Origin of the sequence: Bacillus sp. EB01 (assembly GCF_000613125.1) — a bacterium.
Taxonomy (GTDB): domain Bacteria; phylum Bacillota; class Bacilli; order Bacillales; family Cytobacillaceae; genus Bacillus_D.
Map to the genome: position 1 here is coordinate 2,235,534 of NZ_HG964497.1, position 22,416 is coordinate 2,257,949.

Annotated in this window: 24 protein-coding genes; all 24 read right to left on the reverse strand. The window is 42.1% G+C overall.

All coding sequences use genetic code 11. The features are described from left to right. Positions 1 to 53: 53 nt before the first annotated feature. A complete protein-coding gene (locus TY16_RS10120) occupies positions 54 to 443 on the reverse strand; it encodes an FtsB family cell division protein (RefSeq protein ID WP_043931782.1) in 390 nt (129 codons plus the stop codon). 12 nt (positions 444 to 455) lie between these two features. Further along, on the reverse strand, positions 456 to 1,088 hold the full coding sequence (yabQ, locus tag TY16_RS10125) for a spore cortex biosynthesis protein YabQ (protein WP_043931783.1): 633 nt from the start codon (positions 1,086 to 1,088) through the stop codon (positions 456 to 458). Then, a complete protein-coding gene (gene yabP, locus TY16_RS10130) occupies positions 1,085 to 1,387 on the reverse strand; it encodes a sporulation protein YabP (protein ID WP_043931785.1) in 303 nt (100 codons plus the stop codon). The genes yabQ and yabP overlap by 4 nt, the downstream gene beginning before the upstream one ends. A 101-nt stretch (positions 1,388 to 1,488) precedes the next feature. After that, a complete protein-coding gene (locus TY16_RS10135; RefSeq protein ID WP_043931786.1) occupies positions 1,489 to 1,758 on the reverse strand; it encodes an RNA-binding S4 domain-containing protein in 270 nt (89 codons plus the stop codon). 209 nt (positions 1,759 to 1,967) lie between these two features. Further along, entirely contained in the window at positions 1,968 to 3,437 is a 1,470-nt protein-coding gene (mazG, locus tag TY16_RS10140) for a nucleoside triphosphate pyrophosphohydrolase (RefSeq protein ID WP_043931787.1), read from the reverse strand. Then, positions 3,437 to 5,041 (reverse strand): putative polysaccharide biosynthesis protein, encoded by a 1,605-nt coding sequence (locus TY16_RS10145; protein WP_043931789.1) that lies wholly within the window; start codon positions 5,039 to 5,041, stop codon positions 3,437 to 3,439. The genes mazG and TY16_RS10145 overlap by 1 nt, the downstream gene beginning before the upstream one ends. Positions 5,042 to 5,224: 183 nt before the next feature. Further along, positions 5,225 to 5,761, reverse strand: a complete 537-nt coding sequence (gene spoVT, locus TY16_RS10150; RefSeq protein ID WP_043934640.1) for a stage V sporulation protein T — start codon at positions 5,759 to 5,761, stop codon at positions 5,225 to 5,227. A gap of 231 nt (positions 5,762 to 5,992) precedes the next feature. Then, complete coding sequence (mfd, locus tag TY16_RS10155; RefSeq protein ID WP_043931790.1) at positions 5,993 to 9,538, reverse strand: transcription-repair coupling factor; 3,546 nt, start codon at positions 9,536 to 9,538, stop codon at positions 5,993 to 5,995. 535 nt (positions 9,539 to 10,073) lie between these two features. Continuing rightward, positions 10,074 to 10,304, reverse strand: a complete 231-nt coding sequence (locus TY16_RS10160) for an anti-sigma-F factor Fin family protein (protein WP_043931792.1) — start codon at positions 10,302 to 10,304, stop codon at positions 10,074 to 10,076. Positions 10,305 to 10,409: 105 nt separating this feature from the next. Continuing rightward, entirely contained in the window at positions 10,410 to 10,970 is a 561-nt protein-coding gene (gene pth, locus TY16_RS10165) for an aminoacyl-tRNA hydrolase (RefSeq protein WP_043931793.1), read from the reverse strand. A 181-nt stretch (positions 10,971 to 11,151) separates the two neighbouring features. Then, complete coding sequence (locus TY16_RS10170; RefSeq protein WP_043931794.1) at positions 11,152 to 11,799, reverse strand: 50S ribosomal protein L25/general stress protein Ctc; 648 nt, start codon at positions 11,797 to 11,799, stop codon at positions 11,152 to 11,154. A gap of 207 nt (positions 11,800 to 12,006) precedes the next feature. Beyond that, the gene (locus TY16_RS10175) at positions 12,007 to 12,963 is read right to left on the reverse strand and encodes a ribose-phosphate diphosphokinase (protein WP_043931795.1); all 957 of its coding nucleotides are present in this window, start codon (positions 12,961 to 12,963) and stop codon (positions 12,007 to 12,009) included. Between the two features lie 21 nt (positions 12,964 to 12,984). After that, a complete protein-coding gene (gene glmU / locus TY16_RS10180; protein WP_043931796.1) occupies positions 12,985 to 14,358 on the reverse strand; it encodes a bifunctional UDP-N-acetylglucosamine diphosphorylase/glucosamine-1-phosphate N-acetyltransferase GlmU in 1,374 nt (457 codons plus the stop codon). A gap of 229 nt (positions 14,359 to 14,587) precedes the next feature. Next, positions 14,588 to 14,878: a septation regulator SpoVG gene (spoVG, locus tag TY16_RS10185; protein ID WP_042453823.1), complete on the reverse strand. Its 291-nt coding sequence runs from the start codon at positions 14,876 to 14,878 to the stop codon at positions 14,588 to 14,590. Positions 14,879 to 15,036: 158 nt separating this feature from the next. Continuing rightward, on the reverse strand, positions 15,037 to 15,411 hold the full coding sequence (locus TY16_RS10190) for a RidA family protein (RefSeq protein WP_043931798.1): 375 nt from the start codon (positions 15,409 to 15,411) through the stop codon (positions 15,037 to 15,039). Continuing rightward, on the reverse strand, positions 15,411 to 16,247 hold the full coding sequence (gene purR, locus TY16_RS10195) for a pur operon repressor (RefSeq protein WP_043931799.1): 837 nt from the start codon (positions 16,245 to 16,247) through the stop codon (positions 15,411 to 15,413). The genes TY16_RS10190 and purR overlap by 1 nt, the downstream gene beginning before the upstream one ends. Before the next feature lie 54 nt (positions 16,248 to 16,301). Then, the gene (gene ispE, locus TY16_RS10200) at positions 16,302 to 17,168 is read right to left on the reverse strand and encodes a 4-(cytidine 5'-diphospho)-2-C-methyl-D-erythritol kinase (RefSeq protein ID WP_043931800.1); all 867 of its coding nucleotides are present in this window, start codon (positions 17,166 to 17,168) and stop codon (positions 16,302 to 16,304) included. A gap of 247 nt (positions 17,169 to 17,415) precedes the next feature. Continuing rightward, positions 17,416 to 17,592, reverse strand: coding sequence for a hypothetical protein (locus tag TY16_RS26145; protein ID WP_155922204.1), 177 nt, complete (start codon positions 17,590 to 17,592; stop codon positions 17,416 to 17,418). After that, a complete protein-coding gene (locus tag TY16_RS10205) occupies positions 17,589 to 17,768 on the reverse strand; it encodes a small, acid-soluble spore protein, alpha/beta type (RefSeq protein WP_043931801.1) in 180 nt (59 codons plus the stop codon). The genes TY16_RS26145 and TY16_RS10205 overlap by 4 nt, the downstream gene beginning before the upstream one ends. A 130-nt stretch (positions 17,769 to 17,898) precedes the next feature. Beyond that, positions 17,899 to 18,162, reverse strand: a complete 264-nt coding sequence (veg, locus tag TY16_RS10210; protein WP_043931802.1) for a biofilm formation stimulator Veg — start codon at positions 18,160 to 18,162, stop codon at positions 17,899 to 17,901. A 228-nt stretch (positions 18,163 to 18,390) separates the two neighbouring features. Next, positions 18,391 to 19,278: a sporulation peptidase YabG gene (yabG, locus tag TY16_RS10215; RefSeq protein ID WP_043931803.1), complete on the reverse strand. Its 888-nt coding sequence runs from the start codon at positions 19,276 to 19,278 to the stop codon at positions 18,391 to 18,393. Positions 19,279 to 19,394: 116 nt separating this feature from the next. Beyond that, on the reverse strand, positions 19,395 to 20,276 hold the full coding sequence (gene rsmA / locus TY16_RS10220) for a 16S rRNA (adenine(1518)-N(6)/adenine(1519)-N(6))-dimethyltransferase RsmA (protein WP_043931805.1): 882 nt from the start codon (positions 20,274 to 20,276) through the stop codon (positions 19,395 to 19,397). After that, positions 20,269 to 20,829 (reverse strand): ribonuclease M5, encoded by a 561-nt coding sequence (gene rnmV, locus TY16_RS10225; protein WP_043931806.1) that lies wholly within the window; start codon positions 20,827 to 20,829, stop codon positions 20,269 to 20,271. The genes rsmA and rnmV overlap by 8 nt, the downstream gene beginning before the upstream one ends. Positions 20,830 to 21,009: 180 nt before the next feature. Further along, the gene (locus TY16_RS10230; RefSeq protein ID WP_043931807.1) at positions 21,010 to 22,197 is read right to left on the reverse strand and encodes a G5 and 3D domain-containing protein; all 1,188 of its coding nucleotides are present in this window, start codon (positions 22,195 to 22,197) and stop codon (positions 21,010 to 21,012) included. Positions 22,198 to 22,416 lie beyond the last annotated feature (219 nt).

A 22,416-nucleotide genomic window follows, 5' to 3' on the forward strand; every position in this document is an offset into this window, starting at 1 on the left:
ACTCTATATTATACCGAAATTAAAAAATGAGTGCAATGGAACAACCATGTGGTTCATTTTTCCTTATCATTTCCATCATTGGGAAGCGTGAAGATCGTCTCCCCTTCACCAGAATAATAGTACAGCTTCCTGGCCAGTTTTGCTAAGTATTCATCATCGTTGAGTTTTTTTATTTCCTCATTGAGCACATCACGCTCATTCTCAAGTTCTGTCAGCTGTTGTTTAAGCTGTGCCTTCTCAGACTTTTTTTCTTCTAGCATAGTTGCTCTTGTATACATTGACGAGACTGCGAAATACATCAAAAGGGCTGCCAGCAACGCAAACGCAGACAATCGGCGGATGAGCCCTTTCCGCTTCCGCAATGCAGCTTCTGATGAATAAAGCTTAGCTTCCACATATTCATTGTTGATCCTGGCTACATTCCGTTTCTTTGTCTCCTTCATGCTGGTCCCCCTTTACTTTTTATTTTTATTCCACCTAATCGCCCTTTTATAAACATTCTTTGTCTTTATAAATAATCCTGCCATTTTATTATATAACTTCTCGACGTTTTTTTTAATCCCTTTCGGCATGAGTTTCCAACAAATTTGAAAAAATTTCTTCAACGGCAAGAAAAAAATGACTTTAATAGCTTTAAGTAAAATTTTTAATATAAAATTCCCTGTGGATAGGAGCGTTTTCCCAAGAAGGAGTACTAGCCCTGCGACAATTTGGATAAGTCCAACAACAGGTTTAAAGATTAAAAGACTGCACGTTTTAACGAGAAACCGCCATATTGTTTTCACGAAATGAATCAACTTTTCCAATAACCAAAGATAGAAACTTTTTATCAACGCCTGATACGCCGCAAATCCGCACAACAAAGCCAGAAATATATAAAAGCGGATTTCTCCACGGTTCACTATAAAAAGCACATAAAAAATTACCAGGGCCTGTACAGCCCAAAACAATATGTCATTGATGAAGGAGATCCAGCTCTTTCGTTTTGGGCGGTTTAAGAAGCGCTGGTAAGTGTCTAGCGTCATACCGAAGCCAATCCCCGAAATAATCATTGCCGCCATGGTCATGAACTGGACATTCAGTGTCATCGGAACAATTTGCTAAAGAAGCCTTTAGCTTTTTCTCCTTGCTGTTCATCCAGATAAACAAGTTCAAACACTTTTCCTTTAATTGAGACAACTCCTTTATCGACATCCAGATTCTTCATTTGCAAATTTTGGCCTTTAATAGAGAGAAACCCCATAGTTGTCTCAAGGAGGAATTCTTCGTTATCAAAGCTTTCGACTTGCTTTACTCCGGTAATGTCCAGAAGCTTGCGCCCTCTCATAATGACATCATGTTCAGGTACTGTTCCTTTGTTTTGATTCGTTTCATAATACTGGCTCATCTGTTCAACCCCCGAATCACATAGTTTTGTACATCCTATGCCATATTCGTGTTAAATAGAACAAGCCCCCCTAACTCCTGCTCAGGTGTTAGGGCGATGCATTAGAAAGAGTCCTGATTTACCCTTTCCTCTTTGATAATCGTATACATTTCTGCGGCTTCATCCTTGCGGGTTGTTTCCTGGATTTGATCAATCCTGGCAGTCAGAACCCGTTGGCCAAATCGAATGGTTAACTCATCGCCAACCTTAACAGTTGTACTGGCCTTTGCTTCCTTTCCATTAACAAGAATTCTTCCTTGTTCAGAGACCTCTTTAGCCAGCGTCCTTCTTTTAATAATTCTCGAAACTTTAAGAAATTTGTCTAACCTCACGTAACTTCCCCCTTACCTTTTTAAGTGCGAAACCCCTCATTGATTATGTTTTCTTTATATTAAGGCTTTGTTAAACAAGTATGTTGATTTCCGCTACACAAAGGGAAGCTTCTAAGATCGCAGGGACAGGCGTTCTTTGCCTGTCACGATGCCATCCGCTCCAATCAACACTGCTATAAAATTAACACTATCCACTAACACAGCCTATATTAAAGCCCTTCTCTTTTTGCTTCATCCCAAAATGCATCTAGTTCTTCAAGAGAATGGTTCTCGAATGGCTTTCCACTTTCATGTACCTTTTTTTCGACATATTGAAAACGCCGGGTGAACTTATCATTTGTTTCCGACAGAGCCTCTTCAGGATGAATGCCTAAAAATCTGCTTACATTTACAAAGGCAAAGAGGAAATCTCCAAACTCCTTTTTCGCAAGATGTAAATGATTCTTATCGACAAGCTCCGCCTCAAATTCACCAAGCTCTTCTTTAACTTTTTCAAATGCGGGCCCTATTTCCTTCCAATCAAAGCCTACCCTCGCTGCTTTTTTCTGCAGTTCGTATGCTTTAATTAGAGCCGGATAAGAACCAGGAATCGAATCAAGTAGTGAACCAGCCTCCACCATCCCTTTTTCACTCGCTTTTATTTCCTCCCAGTTTGCCACCACTTCCTCAGGGGTACTGGCATGTCTATCACCAAAAACATGCGGATGCCTTCTAATCATTTTTGAAGATATGGATTCAATTACATCATTGATAGTAAAGTACCCATCATCCTCTCCTATTTGTGCGTGGAGCATGATCTGAAGCAAAACATCACCAAGCTCTTCCACTAGGTTATCGATATCACCTTGATTAATAGCATCAATCGTCTCGTACGTTTCCTCAATTAAGTACTTCTTCAAAGATTCATGCGTTTGTTCCTTATCCCAAGGACAACCACTTGGTCCCCTTAACGTTGCAATAATTTCTCGAAGCTTCGAAAAATCACGCCATCTCAACTCCTCCTCCCTGAGAGGCGGAACATAAATGGTTACAAGGTTATGAACCTCTGATTTACGATCAAGTTCATATAGCATTACTTTTTCAACTTTCTCGTCACTGCTTCCCGCTGCTGTAACAATATATACCTCATATTCATCAGGAAGTCTTTCCATTAGGGTAAGCTTGACGTCCGAAGCCGTGAATCTATCGTATACCTGACTGATGAACATGTGCTGGGTGACTTGAAGATCGTCTGCCTTCAGCTCCGTCCCATCCAAAAGCTGAAATCCCTCGACAGGGTCGATTCGAAGTGCTTGAAAAAGCGCATCTAGAAAGCTTTGCCCTCCGCCAAAAACAATTTGGATGGTTTGATCCGCGTTCGATGCGTCCAAAAGCAGCTGAACTGTCTTTTCAGCTACCAGCGGGTGTCCCGGTACAGCATAAAGGACTGGGCCTGTACTTGCCTCTTCCAGTATTCTGTGACATATCTCCCGGTATACCTCTTCAAAATTATCATGTTTTTCGTAAATATCATCAAAAGCTGTGTATCGGAAGCCCTCAGTTTCCAGCTCACGGACCACAGGGTGTTCTTTTGTCCGCAAGTATACTCTGCCGGCGTTCATTAATTTCCTGTAAACGCCAAGCGGCAATTGATCGAGCTCGGCGGAACCAAGCCCGATAATTTCTATCTGCTTCTTCATCATTTCCTTCTCCTATCCTCCGGCAAAAGTAAAATCAATTTGCTTCCAAACGGAAACAACGCCAGTTCATCAGCCCGAAAAACACCCCTCTTAATCACAAGCCATACATAAAGAAAACCACCCACTAGACAGCCTATGACTGCCTGAAGGGATGCCGCAGTTCTAACGCTATCCAAATGATATAGAAAATCAGTTCCCGCCAAAAATAACTTTAAGGATACAATCATTACTCCCAAGGCATAAATAACATTTTTTATAAACGAAAAATTCAATATTTCGCCCTTAAAGGTATCTTTTAGAGCCAGGCCGACTGTAACAGCCATCATAAATAAAGCTATTGTCGTTGCCCATGCTGCGCCCATGGTTCCGAAACGCGGAACAAGGATTAAATTCAGTACATACTTCAGTGGGAATCCTGTAAGGATGACAGCAGCAGGAAATAGCAGGACCCCGCGGCTTTGCAGTATGGCAGATGCGGTTAAGATATACGAACTGAATAGAATGGCTATACTCAGTACGGCCAGCACTGCCGTCCCGCTGCTGTTCTGAAACAGCATAATATTAGCTGGTTCAACGATGGCCCAAAGCCCCGCGGCGGCCCCAGCCCCAATTACAATCGTAACCTGGACCGCAAGTCTAATCTTTCCTATTAAAAAATCCTTTTCCCTCCGAAGCTTGCTAGCGGCAATTAGAGGAACTATCGAGAATGCAATAGTGGAAGCCGCAGTGAGGCCTAGCTGGATAAGTGGCTGCCCCCTATCGAATATCCCTTTCAATTCCTTCGCACGCTCCGGTTCAACCCCATTTTTGACAAGAAGTGCATAAAGATTTAATGCATCGCCTAACTGAATAAATACCATCAAGAGGCTGCTAATGCAAATTGCCATGCCCTGAAGCCCAAGTAAATGTGCAATTTGTTTAAACTCTGAAAACCGAAGCATGAAGAATTCCTTCCCGCTTTCCCGACGGGATGTCCTTCTATTTTTTAACAAAAGTAATAAAATAATAAGCGCTATAATACCTCCAGTAATCGAACCAAACATCGCTCCCGCTCCAACTAAGTATAAGGAATAGCCTTGTTGGACAAACAAGAGTGCAATTACCAAGATGGTTGCTACACGAATACTTTGTTCCCCGATTTGGGAAACAGCAGTTGGTACCATATCTCCTCTTCCCTGGAAGTAGCCTCTAAGGACGGAAATACCTGGAAATAGCAAAAAAACAGGAGCCACAGCCTTTAGCAATATCGCCAAGCCCTCATCTCCCATTACACGAGCAATAAAATTAGCTCCCAGGTAAAGTGTGGCGAAGCATACAATACCAAAGCACTGCAGTAGTAAAAACGAAGCAGCAAAGAGCTGGCGTTCCCTATTGCGATGTTCTGCAAATAATTTCGATAACACAACTGGAAATCCTGTTGTCGCTAGAGCCATGGCAATCCCGTAGAAGGGATATACCTGTTGATATATGTAAAAACCTACATCCCCTGCTATATTCTGAAAAGGAATCCGGTACCCGGCACTTAACAGTTTGGTAAATAGTGCAGCTGCCGTCAGGATAAAGGCACCTTTAAATAGATTTTTCGTCTGGTTACTCGGCCCCATTTCTATCTCCTTCATGAATGAATTCGTCACCTATTATAGCACAGTGAAAATAGATATCTTCATGCATTATCGTTTAGAGGAGACGAGAAAACCTGCTTGATAGATGGGTTGGGAACTGAAGCTGCCTATATAATAGCAAAAAGGGCGGCACATGTATGGCCACCCTCTTTGTTAGAGCTGTTATTATTGCTCCATTTGCCTCGCAAGGAAGCCAGCTGCCGTTTCAACTGCTTTTTGCTCGACTTCTCCAAGTGTTCCTTCTTTAGAAAAAATAATAACGGCTCCTATCGGGTCTCCATTGGCAATGATGGGTCCAATGGTATAAGAGGAAATCGATTCTTCATTGCCATCAGTAAGGGCAATGGTTCCCTGCTGGGTTACGAGAACAGATGAACGGTCTTCCATTGTTTTTTCAACAAGGTCACTAATATTTTTATTTAGGAAATCCTTTTTGGATCCACCCGCCATTGCAATATAGGTATCCCTGTCACAAATAAGAACCGGATTGCCAAGGCTGTCATATAATGCTTCGGCATATTCTTTCGCAAAATCGCTCAATTCACTTATTGGCGAGTATTTTTTCAGGATGACTTCCCCGTCTCTGTCTACGAATATTTCCAACGGGTCCCCTTCCCGAATACGAAGGGTTCTGCGAATTTCCTTCGGTATAACAACACGACCTAAATCATCGATACGACGAACTATACCAGTTGCTTTCATCCAATGTTGCCTCACTTTCATCTGATGATTGAAATTGGCTGGCTTTCCTTCCTTTTCGTGAAAGCTTCGCCAAGTTTGAACTTAGTATCCTTCATATGGAAAGTTCTATACATAAGCGGATATTTTTTTACGGTGTTAATAAAACTTCCAAAAACGGATAAACATTCCAGCACTAATAGTTATTTACATTGGATAATTACCCATGTTTTTCCTGAGTCAAACGTCCTTTTTTTAATGGACCGATTTTTTTGCCGCCATTGCATTAGCGTGTGCATCATCCAAGCCTTTTGTCATTTGGTAAATTGCATGCAGCCAAACCGCAGTATCCATTCCTTTTTTATTCAGATTGATTTTAAACTTCTTCCCGTCCATTTCAAAACCAGCCGCGTTGCCATATGGCTCGGTGACACCAATGATTTTATCACCAGGGATTTCAGTAACTGTTCTTTCGCTTAAAAGAAGTGTAATGGTGTCTTTGGTTTGCTTAATGGATTCAATTCCAGCCCTTCGTCCATGAACTTTGATTTCTGCAACCTGAAACAGGTATGCTACTTCATCAGGATACTCCCCAAAGCGGTCTTTCATCTCTGCTTCTAGTTCCTCTATTTCGCTAAGCTCGGACGCTCCACGGAATCGTTTGTACATCTCAATCTTTTGATGGCCATCACGAATATAGGATTCGGGGATATAGGCATCGATTTCTACATCAATCTCGATTGTTTGTGCAACCTGTTCTTTTCCAGTACTCTGCCTTTCTTCAATTGCTTCCTTCAGCATCTGAGAATACAGGTCAAAACCGACGGAATCTATAAAGCCGTGCTGCTGGGCACCTAACAGGTTACCAGCCCCCCTGATGGATAAGTCTCTCATAGCAATTTTGAAACCCGACCCTAGCTCTGTGAACTCCTTTATCGCATGAAGCCTTTTTTCAGCAACCTCATTCAATACCTTGTCTTTCCTATAAGTAAAGTAAGCATAGGCAATCCGGTTAGAACGCCCTACCCGCCCACGTAATTGATACAGCTGTGATAACCCCATCCTGTCGGCATCGTGGACAATTAAGGTGTTTACATTTGGAATGTCTACTCCTGTCTCAATAATTGTCGTGCTAACCAGAACATCAAACTCCCCGGCAAGAAAGCTGATCATTACGGATTCCAACTCATTTTCGGACATTTGGCCGTGTGCATAGGTAACCCGGGCATCTGGAACTAGCATGGAAATTTCCTCTGCCTTACGTTCGATATCCTCTACTCGATTATAAAGGAAGTATACTTGACCATCCCTGGCAAGCTCTCTTTCAATTGCTTCTTTTACAAGTGCACCATTATATTCCATTACGTATGTCTGTATCGGAAAACGGTTTTCCGGAGGCGTTTCTATAACGGACAAATCCCTAACCCCAAGCATCGACATGTGAAGTGTCCTAGGAATCGGTGTGGCAGTTAATGTCAGAACATCAACATTCGTTTTCAATTGCTTGATTTTTTCTTTATGAGTCACACCAAACCGTTGTTCCTCATCAATAATTAATAATCCGATATCCCGATACACGACATCTTTTGAAAGGAGACGGTGCGTTCCTATAACAATATCAACAGTTCCAGCTTTAAGGCCCTTTAGCGTTTCAGTTTGTTGCTTTCTGGACCTGAACCTGCTTAATAGTCCGATATTTATTGGATAGTCCTGAAATCGTTCCCTCACTGTCTCGTAATGCTGCTGTGCCAATATTGTTGTCGGTACTAAAAAGGCAACCTGTTTTCCATCAGCAATCGCCTTAAAAGCTGCCCGAATGGCTACTTCAGTTTTTCCATACCCAACATCACCACAAAGAAGCCGATCCATTGGCCGTGATTTCTCCATATCATGCTTAATTTCATGAATAGAACGGAGTTGATCTTCGGTTTCCTGATAAGGGAAAGTTGCCTCAAATTCACGCTGCATTTCGCCATCAGGGCTGAAGGCATAGCCCACGGCAGCTTCACGCTCTGCGTAAAGCTTAATAAGATCATCTGCAATATCCTGAACGGATGACTCAACCTTTTTCTTAACCCTTTTCCAGTCACTTCCGCCAAGCTTATAAATTTTAGGTTCCTTGCCTTCAGAACCAACATATTTTTGGACTAAGTCTATTTGTTCAACAGGAACATAAAGCTTATCTGACCCCTGATAACGGATATGCAAATAATCCTTATGAACCCCGTTAATGACCAGGGTCTCTATTCCAAGATACTTTCCAATCCCATGGTTTATATGGACAACATAGTCACCAATCTTAAGCTCCGAGTAACTTTTTAGCCGCTCTGCATTTGATAATTTTTGTCGCTGGCGAGACCGCTTTGGCCGCTTATTGAATAATTCCTCTTCGGTAATAACCGCGAGCCGCTGCATCGGAAGTTCAAAGCCGCTTTGCAGGCTTCCTGGAATAATCTGTACAGTTCCGGGCAACAGTTTGCTTGTCCTTTCTGCAAGGCCTGCTTCAATTTCATAGTCACCGAGGACACGCTGCAGCTTATCTACCCTTTCTTTGTCAGGGCCAAGGAAAACAACTGAGTAGCCTCCCTTTCTCCAGCGTTCCAATTCCGTCTTAAGCAGGTGCATTTGTCCATGAAAATTTTGCATTTGCCTGCTGGAAAGATTGATTATATTCTGCGGACTGGTATTAGCTACATGCCGAAGAAAAAGCGATAGGTACAAAACTGGTTTTTTTGAAGTCTGGAACAACTCTTGAGCGTTATGGGAAAGCAATAAGTCATGAACAATTTTACCTTCACTAAGAAGAGATGTGTACCATTCTGCCTCTTCTTTATCAAGGCTTTCATTCATTTCGTGAACCCTGCTGACCTCATCGACCACAATTAGCCCATTTGCAGGGAAATAATCTAGTAAACTAGCTTGGGAATCGTATGCAAGCGATACATATTTAAAAATATCATCCGTACGCTGCCCGTTTTTAAATTGCTCCAATTCAAATGATATATTTTGGGAAAGCTGCTGTTTTGCTTTTTCATCCTTTATTTTTTTAAGGCTCGCTCCTAATTGAGCCTTAAGTTCTTCATAAAGCCTTATATAATTCGCTTCTTCTAACGGTATTTCATTGGCAGGTCCAATAACTGCTTTGGATAACTTCTTCTTTGACCTTTGATCCTCAAGAGAGAATGTTCGGATTGACTCTACCTCAGTATCAAAAAATTCAATTCTAATGGGATCGGCCTCTGTCAGAGGAAAGATATCGACAATTCCGCCCCGGACACTGAATTCCCCAGGTGTTGCAACCATCTCTGAGCGAATATATCCCATTCTAACAAAATCCAGCAACAGTTCATCTATGTCAATATCTTCACCTAATTGGATCAGCAGCTTGTACTTGGACCAAACGTCGACAGGGGGGAGTATTTTTCTTAATCCCGCTACAGGTGTAACTAATATTCCGTTCCCACCATTGCTCCAATTGTTTAACACTTCTATCCTTTGGGCCCGAAGTTCCGGGCTGGCGATACTCATTTCCGCAGCAATTAGCTCATTTGCCGGAAATAAATAAACCTCCCTTTCATCTATAAGATTAACTAGATCATCATATAATTTTTGAGCTTGCAGCAAGTTATGGGTGACAAGGAGAACTGGCCTTTTTGTTTGGTTGTGAATTGCCGCAACCATAACTGTCCTGGATGATCCAGACAAGCCCGCTACCAGCTGTTCCCTCAAGCCGCCTTTCAAACCGCTAATAATTGATTGTATGTCCTCCTGCTTGAGGAACAAGGTTGTTAGGCCTTCCATACTTCTCCTCCTTCCTATCTATCTAAATTCCAATATGGATGTAAGCTACTTATCTTTTTTGCTATATAAATTGATATTAGTTCCAATTACGATTTCCGCCCCAGGCTCTTCACTTTCCACGGGCTGTGAGCCAGTCTTGATTCAGCGCCTAGTCCCTCGAGATTGCTTCGGTCCCTCAGGTGAAGTCAAAGAACGACTTCTCCTTCATGCCCCCACAAGAGTATGCTTAGAAAGCATAGCATCGCACGAAGAAAATGCGATAGCTTTTTCGAGGAGCGCTTGTCAGTGCTGACCAAGACGCATACGCATTTCATACTCCTCGGCGAGAGCCTGTGGGGTCTCCCAGTTGAATAATCTTCCCGGAAAAAGCACCACAGGGGAAAATATGCATTTTTTGCACTAACAAACAAATACTCACGCCTTCCGCTACAATCAACTATGTTTAAAAAACAATAAATTAACAAGTAAAAAGAAAAAGATGAACAGGATCAATATGAAAACAGAAAAATGCTTTGGATCTTCCTCCAAAGCCTTTTCAGTGAATCAAATAATCATATTGGTGAAGTTCGGGGTTTCTTTCAAGGGATTCCTGACAATCCTCACAAATTGACTTTATTTCCATATCACCATTCTCACCGTAGGAAACAATTTGAGAACGTTCCTGTTGGTTTAATGCATGTAATCCAAGCCTGATCGCATCAGCTGTCATCATGTCAAGCGAGCCAAGCTCAGTGCCACAATGCCTGCATTTATAATGGATAGCCATCTTTTTGCCTCCCTATCCCATCACTATTCGTAGTATGGACTTTTCTAGGGTTAATTATTCAGGCCTTTCCATTTTATGATGTGATGACTTTAAGCATGCAGCAAGCTATTGATTGAATTCATTCATAACCTGCAAAAATGGCTTTTCAAGCCAGGCCTCACATGCAGAGGCACCCTTATGGACAGCTTCCTCAATAAGCGGTTCTTCTTCCTTGCCAAAACGGCCCAATACATAATCAGTAACCGCTACCCCCTCAGGCGGTCTGCTAATACCAATCCTAATTCGGTTGAATTCCTGTGTCCCAAGGTGGGCAACCGTCGACTTTATGCCGTTATGGCCACCTGGGCTTCCTTTTTGCCGTAACCTGATTTTCCCGGCGGGTAAATCAAGGTCATCATAAATGACTACGAGGTCTTCAGTATCCAGCTTATAAAAGTCCATAGCAGCCCGAATTGACTCCCCTGATAAGTTCATATATGTAAGAGGCATGAGAAGCAGCACTTTTTCCCCTTTATGTATACCTGTTCCAAACAAACCTTTATACTTTGCTTGATCCATTGCGATACCTAGGCGTTCTGCCAATAAAGCAATTACCTCAAAGCCTACATTATGGCGGGTACCGGCGTATTGTCTGCCTGGATTGCCTAATCCAACAATCAATTTCATCTCTGAATCCCCCATTCGTTACAAGAAAAGCGCAAGCGCCTTCGTGACAGGCAAAGACCGCCTATCCCTGTGATGATTATCCCTGAAGCTTTCCTAAAACCTTTCCTTTTAAAGAAATGGTCATACTTTTATTGTAAACCATAAAAGACGTAACCTAAAACCTTAGGCTACGTCTCGACCTCTATTCTTTTTCAGAAGCTCCGGAAGGCTCTGTTTCTCTGCCTTCCTCATTTTCAGGTGTTCCACCGTCCTGTTGCTCACCACTATTAATTTCTTCTTCTACCTTTGGAGGAAGGATGGAGGCAATAACTTCGTCTCCCTCATGGTTAAATTCAAATTTACCATCTGAACTTAAATCCGCAATTGTTAGGACTTCGTTTACCTGTAAATTTGTTACATCCACTTCAAGGGATTGAGGTATGTTTTCCGGCGTACTTGTAATGGATACGGTGAATAGCGGCTGTTGAAGAATTCCGCCATCCCTTACCCCTGCTGCGTCACCAGTAAGAACGACATTGACATCAACACTGAGTTTTGATGTTTTATCTACTGCAAGAAAGTCGGCATGAAGAATTTCATTGTTGATCGTGTCTTTTTGATAATCAGTCATAATTACATCCTGTTTATTGCCTTCAATATCCAGAGAGATGACTCCGTTTCTGCCAACCTCTTTTAATGTTTTGGCAAATTCCGCTGAACTAACATAAACAGGTGTACTATCTACCTTTGATCCGTAAACAACCGCCGGGATGTCGCCTTGTTTGCGCAGCTGCTTAGGCCGTAAATTTTGTTCCCCACCGCGATTTTTAGCTAGTAGAGTTGTGCTCATAATGATCCCCTTCCTCTTCTTTCATCATTTTGTGCCTATATAAAAAAATGCCCCAAAAAAGGAAGGTCTAAACACAACATTCTTATAGCTTCAAAGGGATTTCCTTAAAATCACATACTCCATAGGGCATTCCGCGTGATTTTAAATTCAAATTTAAAAATAAGGAAGCAGGAAAAGGGCCTGCCTTTTCGGACGGGCCCAATATGTTTAATCAAAAAGAGTACTTACGGATTGTTCCTCATGGACACGGATAATGGCTTCGCCAATTAAAGGTGCCACTGAAAGGGATTGGATTTTAGGAATTTTCTTTTCCTCCCCCAGCTCAATCGAGTTCGTTACGACAAGTTCCTTAATTTTTGAATTTTGGATCCGTTCGATTGCAGGGCCGGAAAGAACCGGATGGGTACAGCATGCATATACTGCAGCCGCACCATTCTCAACAAGTGCATTTGCTGCTAGCGTTATGGTACCCGCTGTGTCAATAATATCGTCAATAAGAATGGCTACCTTGCCTTCAATATTACCAACGATATTCATTACTTCTGCCACATTTGGGCGCGGGCGGCGCTTATCAATGATGGCAATCGGGGCTTTCAATCGTTCAGCCATTTTGCGCGCACGGGTAACACCGCCATGATCTGGGGAAACAATGACGATATCACCTTTCAGATCCCTGCTTTTAAAATGCTCTGACAGGATTGGAACACCCATTAAGTGATCGATAGGTATATCGAAGAACCCCTGGATTTGCGGAGCATGCAAATCAAGAGTAATAACGCGTGTGGCACCTGCCGTCTCCAACAGGTTAGCGACTAGCTTTGCAGTGATAGGTTCACGAGCGCGTGCCTTTCTATCCTGACGGGCATAACCATAATAAGGCATAACAATATTAATTGTTTTTGCCGAAGCGCGCTTTAGAGCATCAATCATAATCAACAATTCCATAATATTCTCATTGACTGGCGCACTTGTGGATTGAATTACATATACATCGCAGCCACGGATACTTTCTTCAATATTAATTTGAATTTCTCCGTCACTAAAACGCGTTACTGAACATTTACCAAGCTCTACTCCAATTACCTTAGCAATCTCATCTGCCAGCTGATAATTTGAGTTTAGGCTGAACACCTTTAAATTTGGATCTAAATATTGGTTTGACATGATGGCCTCCAATTGGATTCATTATTTCTTTATGTTAAGTTTTTGAACATAATTTTCTTTATTTACCTGCCGAGCTCTCGCGACAGACAAGGCTTCAGACGGGACGTTTTCAGTAATTGTCGACCCTGCAGCAACATAAGCTCCCTTTCCGATTGTCACTGGGGCTACAAGGTTCGAATTACACCCGATAAATACTCCATCTTCTATTTTGGTCAAAAACTTGTTTTTGCCATCATAATTAACAGTAATTGAACCACAGCCAATGTTCACATCACTGCCAACTTCCGCATCGCCAATATAGCTGAGATGAGAGGCTTTACTAGAATTTCCAATAACAGCCTTTTTAATCTCGACGAAATTGCCGATTTTGACATCATTGCCAAGCTGGGAATCAGGACGGATATGAGCAAATGGACCGATATTCACACAAGATCCAATTGAGCTTCGGAAAGCAGCCGACTGCCTGATAACTGTTTCATTTCCTACTTCACAACAATCAATTTCTGTATGGGGACCAATTTTACAATCCGAGCCGATGACGGTACTGCCGCTTATAATTGTACCCGGCAGGATTACAGTATCCTGTCCAATTCGGACGTCCGGGCCAATATATGTGGAGGCAGGATCAATAATTGTGACACCATTTCGCATATGCAGTGTATTAATTCGGTTTCTCATAATCCTTTCGGCCTCAGAAAGCGCAATCCGATCATTGACTCCGAGTGTTTCAGCCTGATCAGCTGTCATAAACGCAGAAACGATCTCACCCTGTTTCTTGAGGATTTCAATGACATCAGGAAGATAGTATTCACCTTGTGAATTTTCATTGGAAACATTCTTGAGGGCAGAAAATAGAGCTTGATTATCAAAACAATATGTTCCCGTATTGATTTCCGTTATTGCCTTTTCAGCTTCACTTGCATCTTTATGCTCAACGATTTTTTCTACATGGCCTTTCCCATTCCTGACAATGCGGCCATATCCCGCTGGGTCACTCATCTGAGCGGTTAATACAGTCGCCTTTGCACCCGTTGTCCTATGGTGGCTGAACAAAGCTTCCATCGTTTCAGAAGTGATTAAAGGAGTATCCCCGCAAACAACCAGGGTAACACCTTCCTTGTCGCCTAGCTGGCCTGCAGCCTGCAAAACAGCATGAGCAGTTCCCAACTGTTTTTCCTGGAGTGCGTAGCTGCTTTTTTCTCCAAGCTGCGCTTTTACTTTCTCGGCTCCATGGCCGATGATTGTTACTATTTCATTTATGGAAAGATTCGAAATCTGGTCAATAACATGCTCTACCATCGGTTTCCCACAAACAGGGTGGAGAACCTTATAAAGCTTTGATTTCATGCGTGTCCCTTGACCGGCAGCCAGGATGACAGCAAAACGATTCGACATGCACATGCCTCCAATTTTACATATATACAGCAAAATGGCTGTTATAAAGTATTTTCCGTACAAAGCCATCTTCTGTTTATCCAATTTAAAATATTATCGTAAATAGGTTGTTATTTCAAGGATACTGGAAGAATGTATAATTTTTACATAGCGTGGTATTTAAGGGGAGTAAGCCTGTAGAAATGAAAAAGAGCCTGACTTTTTACAGTAGGCCCTTGATGCATTATGCTTATGAAGCTCCGGCTTCTTCAAATTCAACTTCTAATTCGCCCAGGCGGTGATACTCTGCGAGGACCGCTTCCTGGATTTTTCCGCGGGTACCGGAATTGATCGGATGGGCGATATCGCGAAACTCCCCGTCCGGAGTACGCTTGCTCGGCATTGCCACAAACAAGCCATTGTTGCCATCGATCACGCGGATATCGTGGACGACAAATTCATTATCGAGCGTAATTGAGGCAATTGCTCTCATCCGTCCTTCTGTATTTACGCGGCGCAATCTTACGTCTGTCACTTCCATACCTTCACACCCTTTTCTCGTAAATAAAAAAACCTAATACTATATTCGTCAGAAATTTTTGTTTTCCTTCTTTTAATTGAGATTTTTTAGAAAAATTTCGTCAAATTAGTGAACTTTAGAAGAAAAGGTATAAAATGGAATAAATACTATAAGATTTGTTACTTTACCAGTGCAACTACCTCAATTTCAACAAGTACGTCTTTTGGCAGCCTGGCCACTTCGACTGTAGATCTTGCTGGTTTATGAATTGGGAAAAATTCGGCATATACGTCATTGAGCGCGGCAAAGTCATCCATGTTTTTAATAAAAACAGTCGTTTTCACAACTGTATTAAAACTAGATCCAGCCGCAGCCAGGACAGCCTCCAGATTTTTGAATACCTGCCTTGTTTGGGCAGCTATATCTCCTTCTACAAGTACGCCCTCTTTCGTAAGAGGTATTTGTCCGGAACTATAGAACATGTTGTTAACAACAATCCCTTGTGAATATGGGCCGATTGCAGCTGGTGCCATATCTGTCTGCACTACCTTCATTACTGTTCCTCCCTTTTGTTGCGGCTAAAATAATTTCCTTCTGTAACACTTATCCGCTTCTCACGAACATCGACGTCTGCAAGCTGGACAAGCGATATATATTCATCAACAAGCCTTTCCTCAATTTTTTCGGATTCGACTAAGACGGCTATCCCCGCAACGGTCGCCTTGAATTCATCAAGTAAACTAATCATTCCAGCCACTGTACCCCCGGCTTTCATGAAGTCATCAACAATCAGAACTTTTGAACCTTCTGCAAGGCTGCGTTTTGAAAGGACCATTGTCTGAATCCGTTTAGTTGAACCCGAAACATAATTGATGCTGACTGTCGGTCCCTCAGTAACCTTATTATCACGCCTAACTATTACCAAGGGCACATTCAATTCTGTCGCCACTGCATACGCAAGCGGAATTCCTTTTGTTGCAACCGTCATCACCACATCAATTTTTGTTCTAGCATAGGCGGAAGCGATAATCTTCGCTGCGGTTTGGACAGTCTGAGGGTTTCCCAGGATATCAGCTAAATACAAATATCCACCAGGTAAAAGGCGGTCCGGCCTTGCAATCAATTCACATAATTCCGATACAAAATCTCTTGCTTCAATTTCTCCTATCCTTACCAAAAACTTAACCCCGCCAGCTGCGCCAGGAACAGTTTGAAGCGTCCCGATTCCCCGCTTTTCAAATGTTTCCTTGATTATGGCGAGATCCTCACTAATTGATGATTTAGCTGACGAATAGCGTTCTGCGAAAAAGGTTAGCGGAACGAGTTCGCGGGGCCGTTCTAACAAGTAATTTGTCATGTCAATTAAGCGTTCACTACGGCGAAATTTCATGAAGACCTCCGAATACCGAATATTTTAATTTAAATTTATCATAATCATCCGGATTTATTCAATATTCCGCTCCCCAAGCATACGGACGGCAAAAACTTGATCGCAAAAACCTCTCAATCCGTTATAGATCCTGTGCATTCTTGAATCATGCTTGACGAGACCGAATACAGTTGGGCCGCTCCCGCTCATCAGGACTGCATCCGCACCGAATCTCTTCATCTGTTCTTTGATTTGCGCAACTTCAGGGTAGTGCTTTAATGTAACACCTTCAAGGACATTTCCTACATTCCTGCATACCTCTGCATAGTTATTGTCCCTTATAGCGTCAATCATTGCTGCTGTTTTGGGATGTATAATACTCGAGACATCCAAGCGCCTATAAACATCGGCAGTAGATACCCCTGTAAACGGCTTGGCCAGAATGACCCAGCATGTAGGCGGAGTTGGCAATTGTTCGATCTTTTCACCACGGCCTGTCGCGAGGGCCGTCCCTCCATACACACAAAAAGATACATCTGAACCAATTTCAGCTCCCAGTACAGCAAGCTCGTCCAGGGAAAGTCCCAGCCCCCATACTTTATTCAGCCCTCTTAGGGCAGCCGCAGCATCACTGCTTCCGCCAGCCAGCCCTGCAGCAACCGGAATAATTTTATCAATCGAAATGGTTACACCTTGCTTTACTCCAAATCTATCCTTTAATAGCTGAGCTGCCTGGTATGCCAGATTACGATGGTCATCCGGAACAAAACGGCTCTGGGACACGATTTTGATTTGACCGGTTTCGTTAGGGGATAACTCAAGTCGGTCTGCCAGATCGATTGTTGTCATAATCATTTCTACTTCATGATAGCCATCCGGCCGTTTATGCAATACATCAAGGGAAAGATTGATTTTTGCCGGGGCTTTAACTAATAGCTTCAAAGAAGTCCACCTACTTTAGTATAAATACAACAAGAACACTAATTTTGTCCTATTTTACCACAAAACCTTACTGATAAGACCTTGTTTGATGAATACACCCAAAAATATAAAGTGAAACTGATAATCCAAATAAATTTTGCTAGGGGAAAGCCGCGGTACTAACTAAAACAAAAAGGCCCGGGAGATCATCCCGGACTTGCCGCAGAGATTTGTTATTTTAAGTGCTCGAAGACGGTCTTTGCCGTATTCAGGTGTCTCCTTTACCCGTTTTCGCAAACCAAACGGTTGCTGTTTCTTCAAGACGATGTTGAGTTACAGGAACGGTAGCCTCATCGTTCCGGCTTGAGACCATACGGCCCAGCCGTTTAAAACTGAGCCTGGCCGCTACAATCAGGTTTCCAAGTTTTCGAAGGGCAGGATTCATTGCCGATCCTGCAGAAGTTGCAGTTGAGCAAGTTCAATCGCGCGCTTGACCATATTTCCTGCATCACGCGCTCGTATACCGCCCCATCCTTCCTTCTCAACAACATCATAGAAACCAAGATCCTTTGCTAGTTCTTCTTTAAAACGGTCAGACATTACTCCCTTTCTTCTGGCCATTTAAAACAACCCCTCCAATCAACCGCGGCAATATTAGTATGCAAACCATTCCGTTTTTTCATCCTAGTAACACTTAACTACAAACACAAAAACAGCGGACGAATCGCCCGCTGCCCTGCATACTTATATCCTAGCTTAAAGCTGCTTGTCCTGCTGCTTCTTCATAGAAGGTAATTTCCACTGTTTCTGTAAGTACATCTGCATAGCTGTAAGATACCCGTTCAAATGCATTTTCTTCCTGGTCCAGTTCAATAACAAAAACTGAAGGATAAGTCTCCGCTAAAATTCCGGAACGTTCAATGGTCTTTCTGCGGCCTCCGTTCGCTTTTAACAGAAGCCTTTTTCCCAGATTTGAATCCAGAGCCTTTTTGATATCGGCAAGTGTTTTTGGCATTCGATCCACCTCACTGTGTAAAGTATAACACGCTGACATAGTTTTGTCAAAGAAAAAGCATAAATTATATAGTTCTTGAAAATGATTGTCAATATTTTTTGTTCTACTTTTTCTTGTAAAATTCAACAAATATTATAATGCCCTTACCTTAGCCGATATATGTAAGGCTTCCAACTGTAAAAAGGAACCAGAGTAGTGCACAAAAAAGAATAAGCCCTGTTATTAGGCTTATTCCCCTTCTTCTGCATATTCCGGTCGATAGGGCATACCAGTTCTTAACACTCCTTTTGTCTCGATTCCGCCAAGACCCTTTTCACCTGTTAATGTATTTCTTAATACATCCCATACATGAATCCGCTCCATAAAAGGAGTAAAACTAATTTTAGCGACAATATAAACAGGATCGAGGGCATGAATATTAATTCTTGATGGCGAGCTGGCGAAATTGGCTCCAGCGGCAATTAAAGATTCGAAATGCGATTGGCAGGCCCCTGCAAAGATGACAAGCTGGTCCAAGTGCGGAACTTTGCGCCTTGCCTCCCGAACTGTCTGGACAAAATGCTTTGAATGCCGGTAAGCATTGATATCACTCATTTTCCCTTTCGACTTTGAATAGGCATCATGACCCGTTATAACCAGAATATCCGGGCGATAATAATCAATGAGTCCTCCTATTCTTTCTGGCATTTCCTTTTCATTGCAGTGAATTCCATAAACCGGTATTCCTATTTTTTCATAAAGATCAAGGCATTTTTTAAGGTATGATTGATCCCCATCCAGATGAAGGACCTTTCCGGGGATTTGAAAGTAGTTGGCTGGTTTTGCATAACCAGCAGTAGCCTGATACTCTTGCCTCTGTTTCAGGAGAGTTACATCCTGGCGAAACAGTTCCAATGATTGTTCTTCCTTGGAACAATATTCGTTGTTCAACTTTTGCCTTTCAGAATGACCCATAATCACAAGGTCCTCGCATGGCGCATCTGCTGCAAGGCGAACATACTCTCCATAAAGATAGGCAATCTGCCGCCCATCTTTTTCAATAATATCAATTACTCTAAAAAGAATATCACAATTATACGATCGTCTTCCGACAATATCCATCCGTTTAATAGCCACAGAATTCACCCCAATAGGTTTCTTTCATAGGCTATGCGGTTTTCTGGGAACAGGTGACATATGATTAAAACAGTAGCAATCCGTATGGAATAGCCTTAAATAATTTCTTAGATTCCCTAAGTTCTGAAAACAGGAAGGAGCGAGTTGCTTAACCGGGCAAATTCCTCCAATGACAAAGTCTCTCCCCGACGTGTCGGTTCAATAGCTGAATCGTTAAGTGCCGCAATTATTAAATCCTTTTTTTCTTTACCTTGCTCTAGCTGGCTTGTCAGGTTATTCAGTATTGTCTTGCGCCTTTGGGCAAAACTTGCTCGCGTTACTTCAAAGAAGAATTCTTCATCTTTCACTTTAACAGCAGGTTTTTCTCTTACCGTAAGCCTTATTACGGCAGAGTCTACATTCGGCTGTGGTACAAAGACCGTTTTGGGAACAATCATGACAACCTCAGCATTGGTATAATATTGAATGGCTATTGACAGTGAGCCATAATCCTTTGTGCCAGGGCGGGCTGTTATTCTGTCCGCAACTTCTTTCTGTAGCATGACAACAATTCCTCTGACAGGCAGTTGCTCTTCCAAAATTCTCATGATAATTGGCGTTGTAACGTAATAAGGAAGATTAGCCGTTATAACAAGATCCATCCCTGGTGGGAACTCTTGCTCAATAACTGATTTAACATCCGCCTTTAAAAAATCGCTGTGAATAACTTTCACATTCTCATATGGGGATAAAGTATCCTCAAGGATTGGGAGAAGGCGCTGATCAATCTCAAAAGCCACCGTTTTTTTGCTTGCTTTAGCAAGCTGTTCTGTCAACGCTCCAATTCCCGGCCCAATTTCAATTGCACCTGTATCGGATGTAATTGCCGCAGCATCTACAATTTTTCTAAGTATATTTGTATCTATAAGAAAATTCTGCCCCAAACTTTTTTTAAATGAGAAGCCATACTTTTCAAGAATTGCTCGTGTTCTTAAGGGAGTTGCAATATCTTTATCCATTTCTTTCCTCCTGACGGATTGCTTGAAGGGCTTCCGTAAATTGCTGTCTGCTTATTTGAAACATCTTCAGCCGTTTATGAAGCTGCTTCCCGTTTGTATATCCAATTTTCAGCAGCTTCCCAAGCCGCTCTCTCTTTGAACTTGAACCCTGACCTCCGACCAACCCGGCAGCCAGCAAATCTTCCTGTGTAATCTCCTCTTGCGCATCTTCATTCATCCATTGTGCTGCCCATAAAGCTTTACGGATTGCCTCTGGACTTGCATGCTCTACACCAAGGCTGCTGCCAGGCTTACCTCTGGCTTCTTCCTTTTCAAGGAAAGCGTGTTTGCATCCGGGAATTTGCCTAGAAATCTCACTCCGTATCTTTTCACCTGGAAAGTCAGGATCGGTAAATACAATGACACCCCTAACCCGACTGGCCAATCTGATTTTTTCAATTGTTTCCTCGTTTAAAGCTGAGCCGTTTGTTTCAATGGTGTCTGCTTCAACGGCCCTATTTATTGCAGTCGTATCGTCCTTGCCCTCCACTACGATGATTTCCTTGATTTTCATTATTTCCTCCAAAATAAGCAAGCACTAAATTTATAATTTTTTTAATGAATTTGATATAAAAGTGAAACCATTTTGTAATCTCTTCCGTCTATATAGATAAGACATTTTCATTCTTAGTATAAGGAAAAAACAGCACAAAAACAAAATGCAGGGACGGAACCCTGCATTTTGAAGGACTATTTAGTTAAGGATTTTAATTTTAACCTTCCTATTTCCCCATCGATAAGCATCAGAGAGGTTAGGAAAAAACACGTCTATTTTATAACCTTTAATAGCAGAACCTTTATCAGCAGCTATCGCATATCCATATCCTTCGACATAAACCTTTGTGCCTAGTGGGATGATTCTAGGGTCAACAGCTATTACCTTTACATTTGGGTTGGCACGGAGATTGATTCCAGTCGCAGTAATACCAGAGCACCCATTGCATCCTGCTGTATAGGCTGTTGAAGATACATAGAACTCCTTGCCTCCTGAAGGCATAGAACCACGAGAGACCTGGGCAACTAGGACTCTTGTACCGAGTGCAACCACTTTATCCTCTTTTTCACGAACCGTTTTTTCACTAACCAGTTTGCGTGAAACCTCTTTTCCATTTTCAAGGACTACTTCAAACTTTTTGGTCTTAAGTCCCTGTTTTCCTTCTTTTACAATCTTCTCTTTTCCTTTGGCAAGGTTCGTATCCTTCTTTGTTACTACTGCAAAATTGATTGGTTCTTCCACTACATCGGTGACTTTTTCTACCCGAATGACCTTTATCACGGCATTTTGTTCAACCTTCTCCTGTAATGAGGGTTGAACTCGATCTAGCTTTTTTAGTGTAATGCCTTGCTGTGTTAAAAAGTCAGCGACAGTAGCCGAAGTAGACCACACTTTTTGTGCCTTTTTGCTGCCATCAATAAAAGTTAGATAAAGGGCTTTATTAATTTCAATACTCATTTTGTCGCTGATTGGATCTTCAGGTTTTGCAGAAATATCATCTTGCTCAATCAAGGAAATCTTCTGCTCTTTAAGGAGCTCTGCAACCGTATCGGCTGTTGTCCAAACCGTTTTCTTCTCGTTATCTTTGACAATATCAACCTGTTTAGCTTGTTTCCAGACAATTTCAAGGTTATCTTTCACCTTTGTCTTTACCGATGGAAACAAATAATCATTTGAGTTTATGGTAAGCCCTAGTTCCTTTAAAACCTCTTCCACCGTTTGTGCATGGGTCTGTACTACTTTGTCCTGGCCATTCAATGTCAAGGCGACTGTTTTTTTGGTCCCCTCATAAAAAGAAAACCCAAGTGTAACGGTGAAAACTAGGAAACTAGCAATAAAGATTACCAGTTTTTTTCTACTCAAAGATGGTGGAAACAGGTTTTTCATGTTTATGAATCCGATGAAAAACGCCTCCTTTTCTCTTGGAGTGATTATATAGAACCATATTACCAGCTGTCAACTCTGGACCTTTGCCGAAGGTAGTTCTAATTATGCACATCCTTCCCCAATTTGCAAAGAATAACTTATCGACATGATTATCCTATGTTGAAAAGGAGACGTGTAGAACTTTAAGTTTTTAGTTCGTATTTGGACAAGCAACTGCCG

Coding starts and splice junctions, on each gene's coding strand:
- rnmV (WP_043931806.1), bottom strand. CDS start 20,829: ATGAAAATCAAGGAAATCATCGTAGTGGAGGGCAAGGACGATACGACT.
- mfd (WP_043931790.1), bottom strand. CDS start 9,538: ATGGAAGGCCTAACAACCTTGTTCCTCAAGCAGGAGGACATACAATCA.
- pth (WP_043931793.1), bottom strand. CDS start 10,970: ATGAAATTGATTGTTGGATTAGGCAATCCAGGCAGACAATACGCCGGT.
- TY16_RS26145 (WP_155922204.1), bottom strand. CDS start 17,592: ATGAATCCTGCCCTTCGAAAACTTGGAAACCTGATTGTAGCGGCCAGG.
- TY16_RS10190 (WP_043931798.1), bottom strand. CDS start 15,411: ATGAAGGTAGTGCAGACAGATATGGCACCAGCTGCAATCGGCCCATAT.
- TY16_RS10120 (WP_043931782.1), bottom strand. CDS start 443: ATGAAGGAGACAAAGAAACGGAATGTAGCCAGGATCAACAATGAATAT.
- glmU (WP_043931796.1), bottom strand. CDS start 14,358: ATGTCGAATCGTTTTGCTGTCATCCTGGCTGCCGGTCAAGGGACACGC.
- mazG (WP_043931787.1), bottom strand. CDS start 3,437: ATGAAGAAGCAGATAGAAATTATCGGGCTTGGTTCCGCCGAGCTCGAT.
- TY16_RS10160 (WP_043931792.1), bottom strand. CDS start 10,304: ATGGCTATCCATTATAAATGCAGGCATTGTGGCACTGAGCTTGGCTCG.
- yabP (WP_043931785.1), bottom strand. CDS start 1,387: ATGAGCCAGTATTATGAAACGAATCAAAACAAAGGAACAGTACCTGAA.
- spoVG (WP_042453823.1), bottom strand. CDS start 14,878: ATGGAAGTGACAGACGTAAGATTGCGCCGCGTAAATACAGAAGGACGG.
- spoVT (WP_043934640.1), bottom strand. CDS start 5,761: ATGAAAGCAACTGGTATAGTTCGTCGTATCGATGATTTAGGTCGTGTT.
- TY16_RS10170 (WP_043931794.1), bottom strand. CDS start 11,799: ATGAGCACAACTCTACTAGCTAAAAATCGCGGTGGGGAACAAAATTTA.
- yabQ (WP_043931783.1), bottom strand. CDS start 1,088: ATGACACTGAATGTCCAGTTCATGACCATGGCGGCAATGATTATTTCG.
- purR (WP_043931799.1), bottom strand. CDS start 16,247: ATGAAATTTCGCCGTAGTGAACGCTTAATTGACATGACAAATTACTTG.
- TY16_RS10175 (WP_043931795.1), bottom strand. CDS start 12,963: ATGTCAAACCAATATTTAGATCCAAATTTAAAGGTGTTCAGCCTAAAC.
- rsmA (WP_043931805.1), bottom strand. CDS start 20,276: ATGGATAAAGATATTGCAACTCCCTTAAGAACACGAGCAATTCTTGAA.
- TY16_RS10145 (WP_043931789.1), bottom strand. CDS start 5,041: ATGGGGCCGAGTAACCAGACGAAAAATCTATTTAAAGGTGCCTTTATC.
- TY16_RS10205 (WP_043931801.1), bottom strand. CDS start 17,768: ATGGCCAGAAGAAAGGGAGTAATGTCTGACCGTTTTAAAGAAGAACTA.
- veg (WP_043931802.1), bottom strand. CDS start 18,162: ATGCCAAAAACACTTGCCGATATCAAAAAGGCTCTGGATTCAAATCTG.
- TY16_RS10230 (WP_043931807.1), bottom strand. CDS start 22,197: ATGAAAAACCTGTTTCCACCATCTTTGAGTAGAAAAAAACTGGTAATC.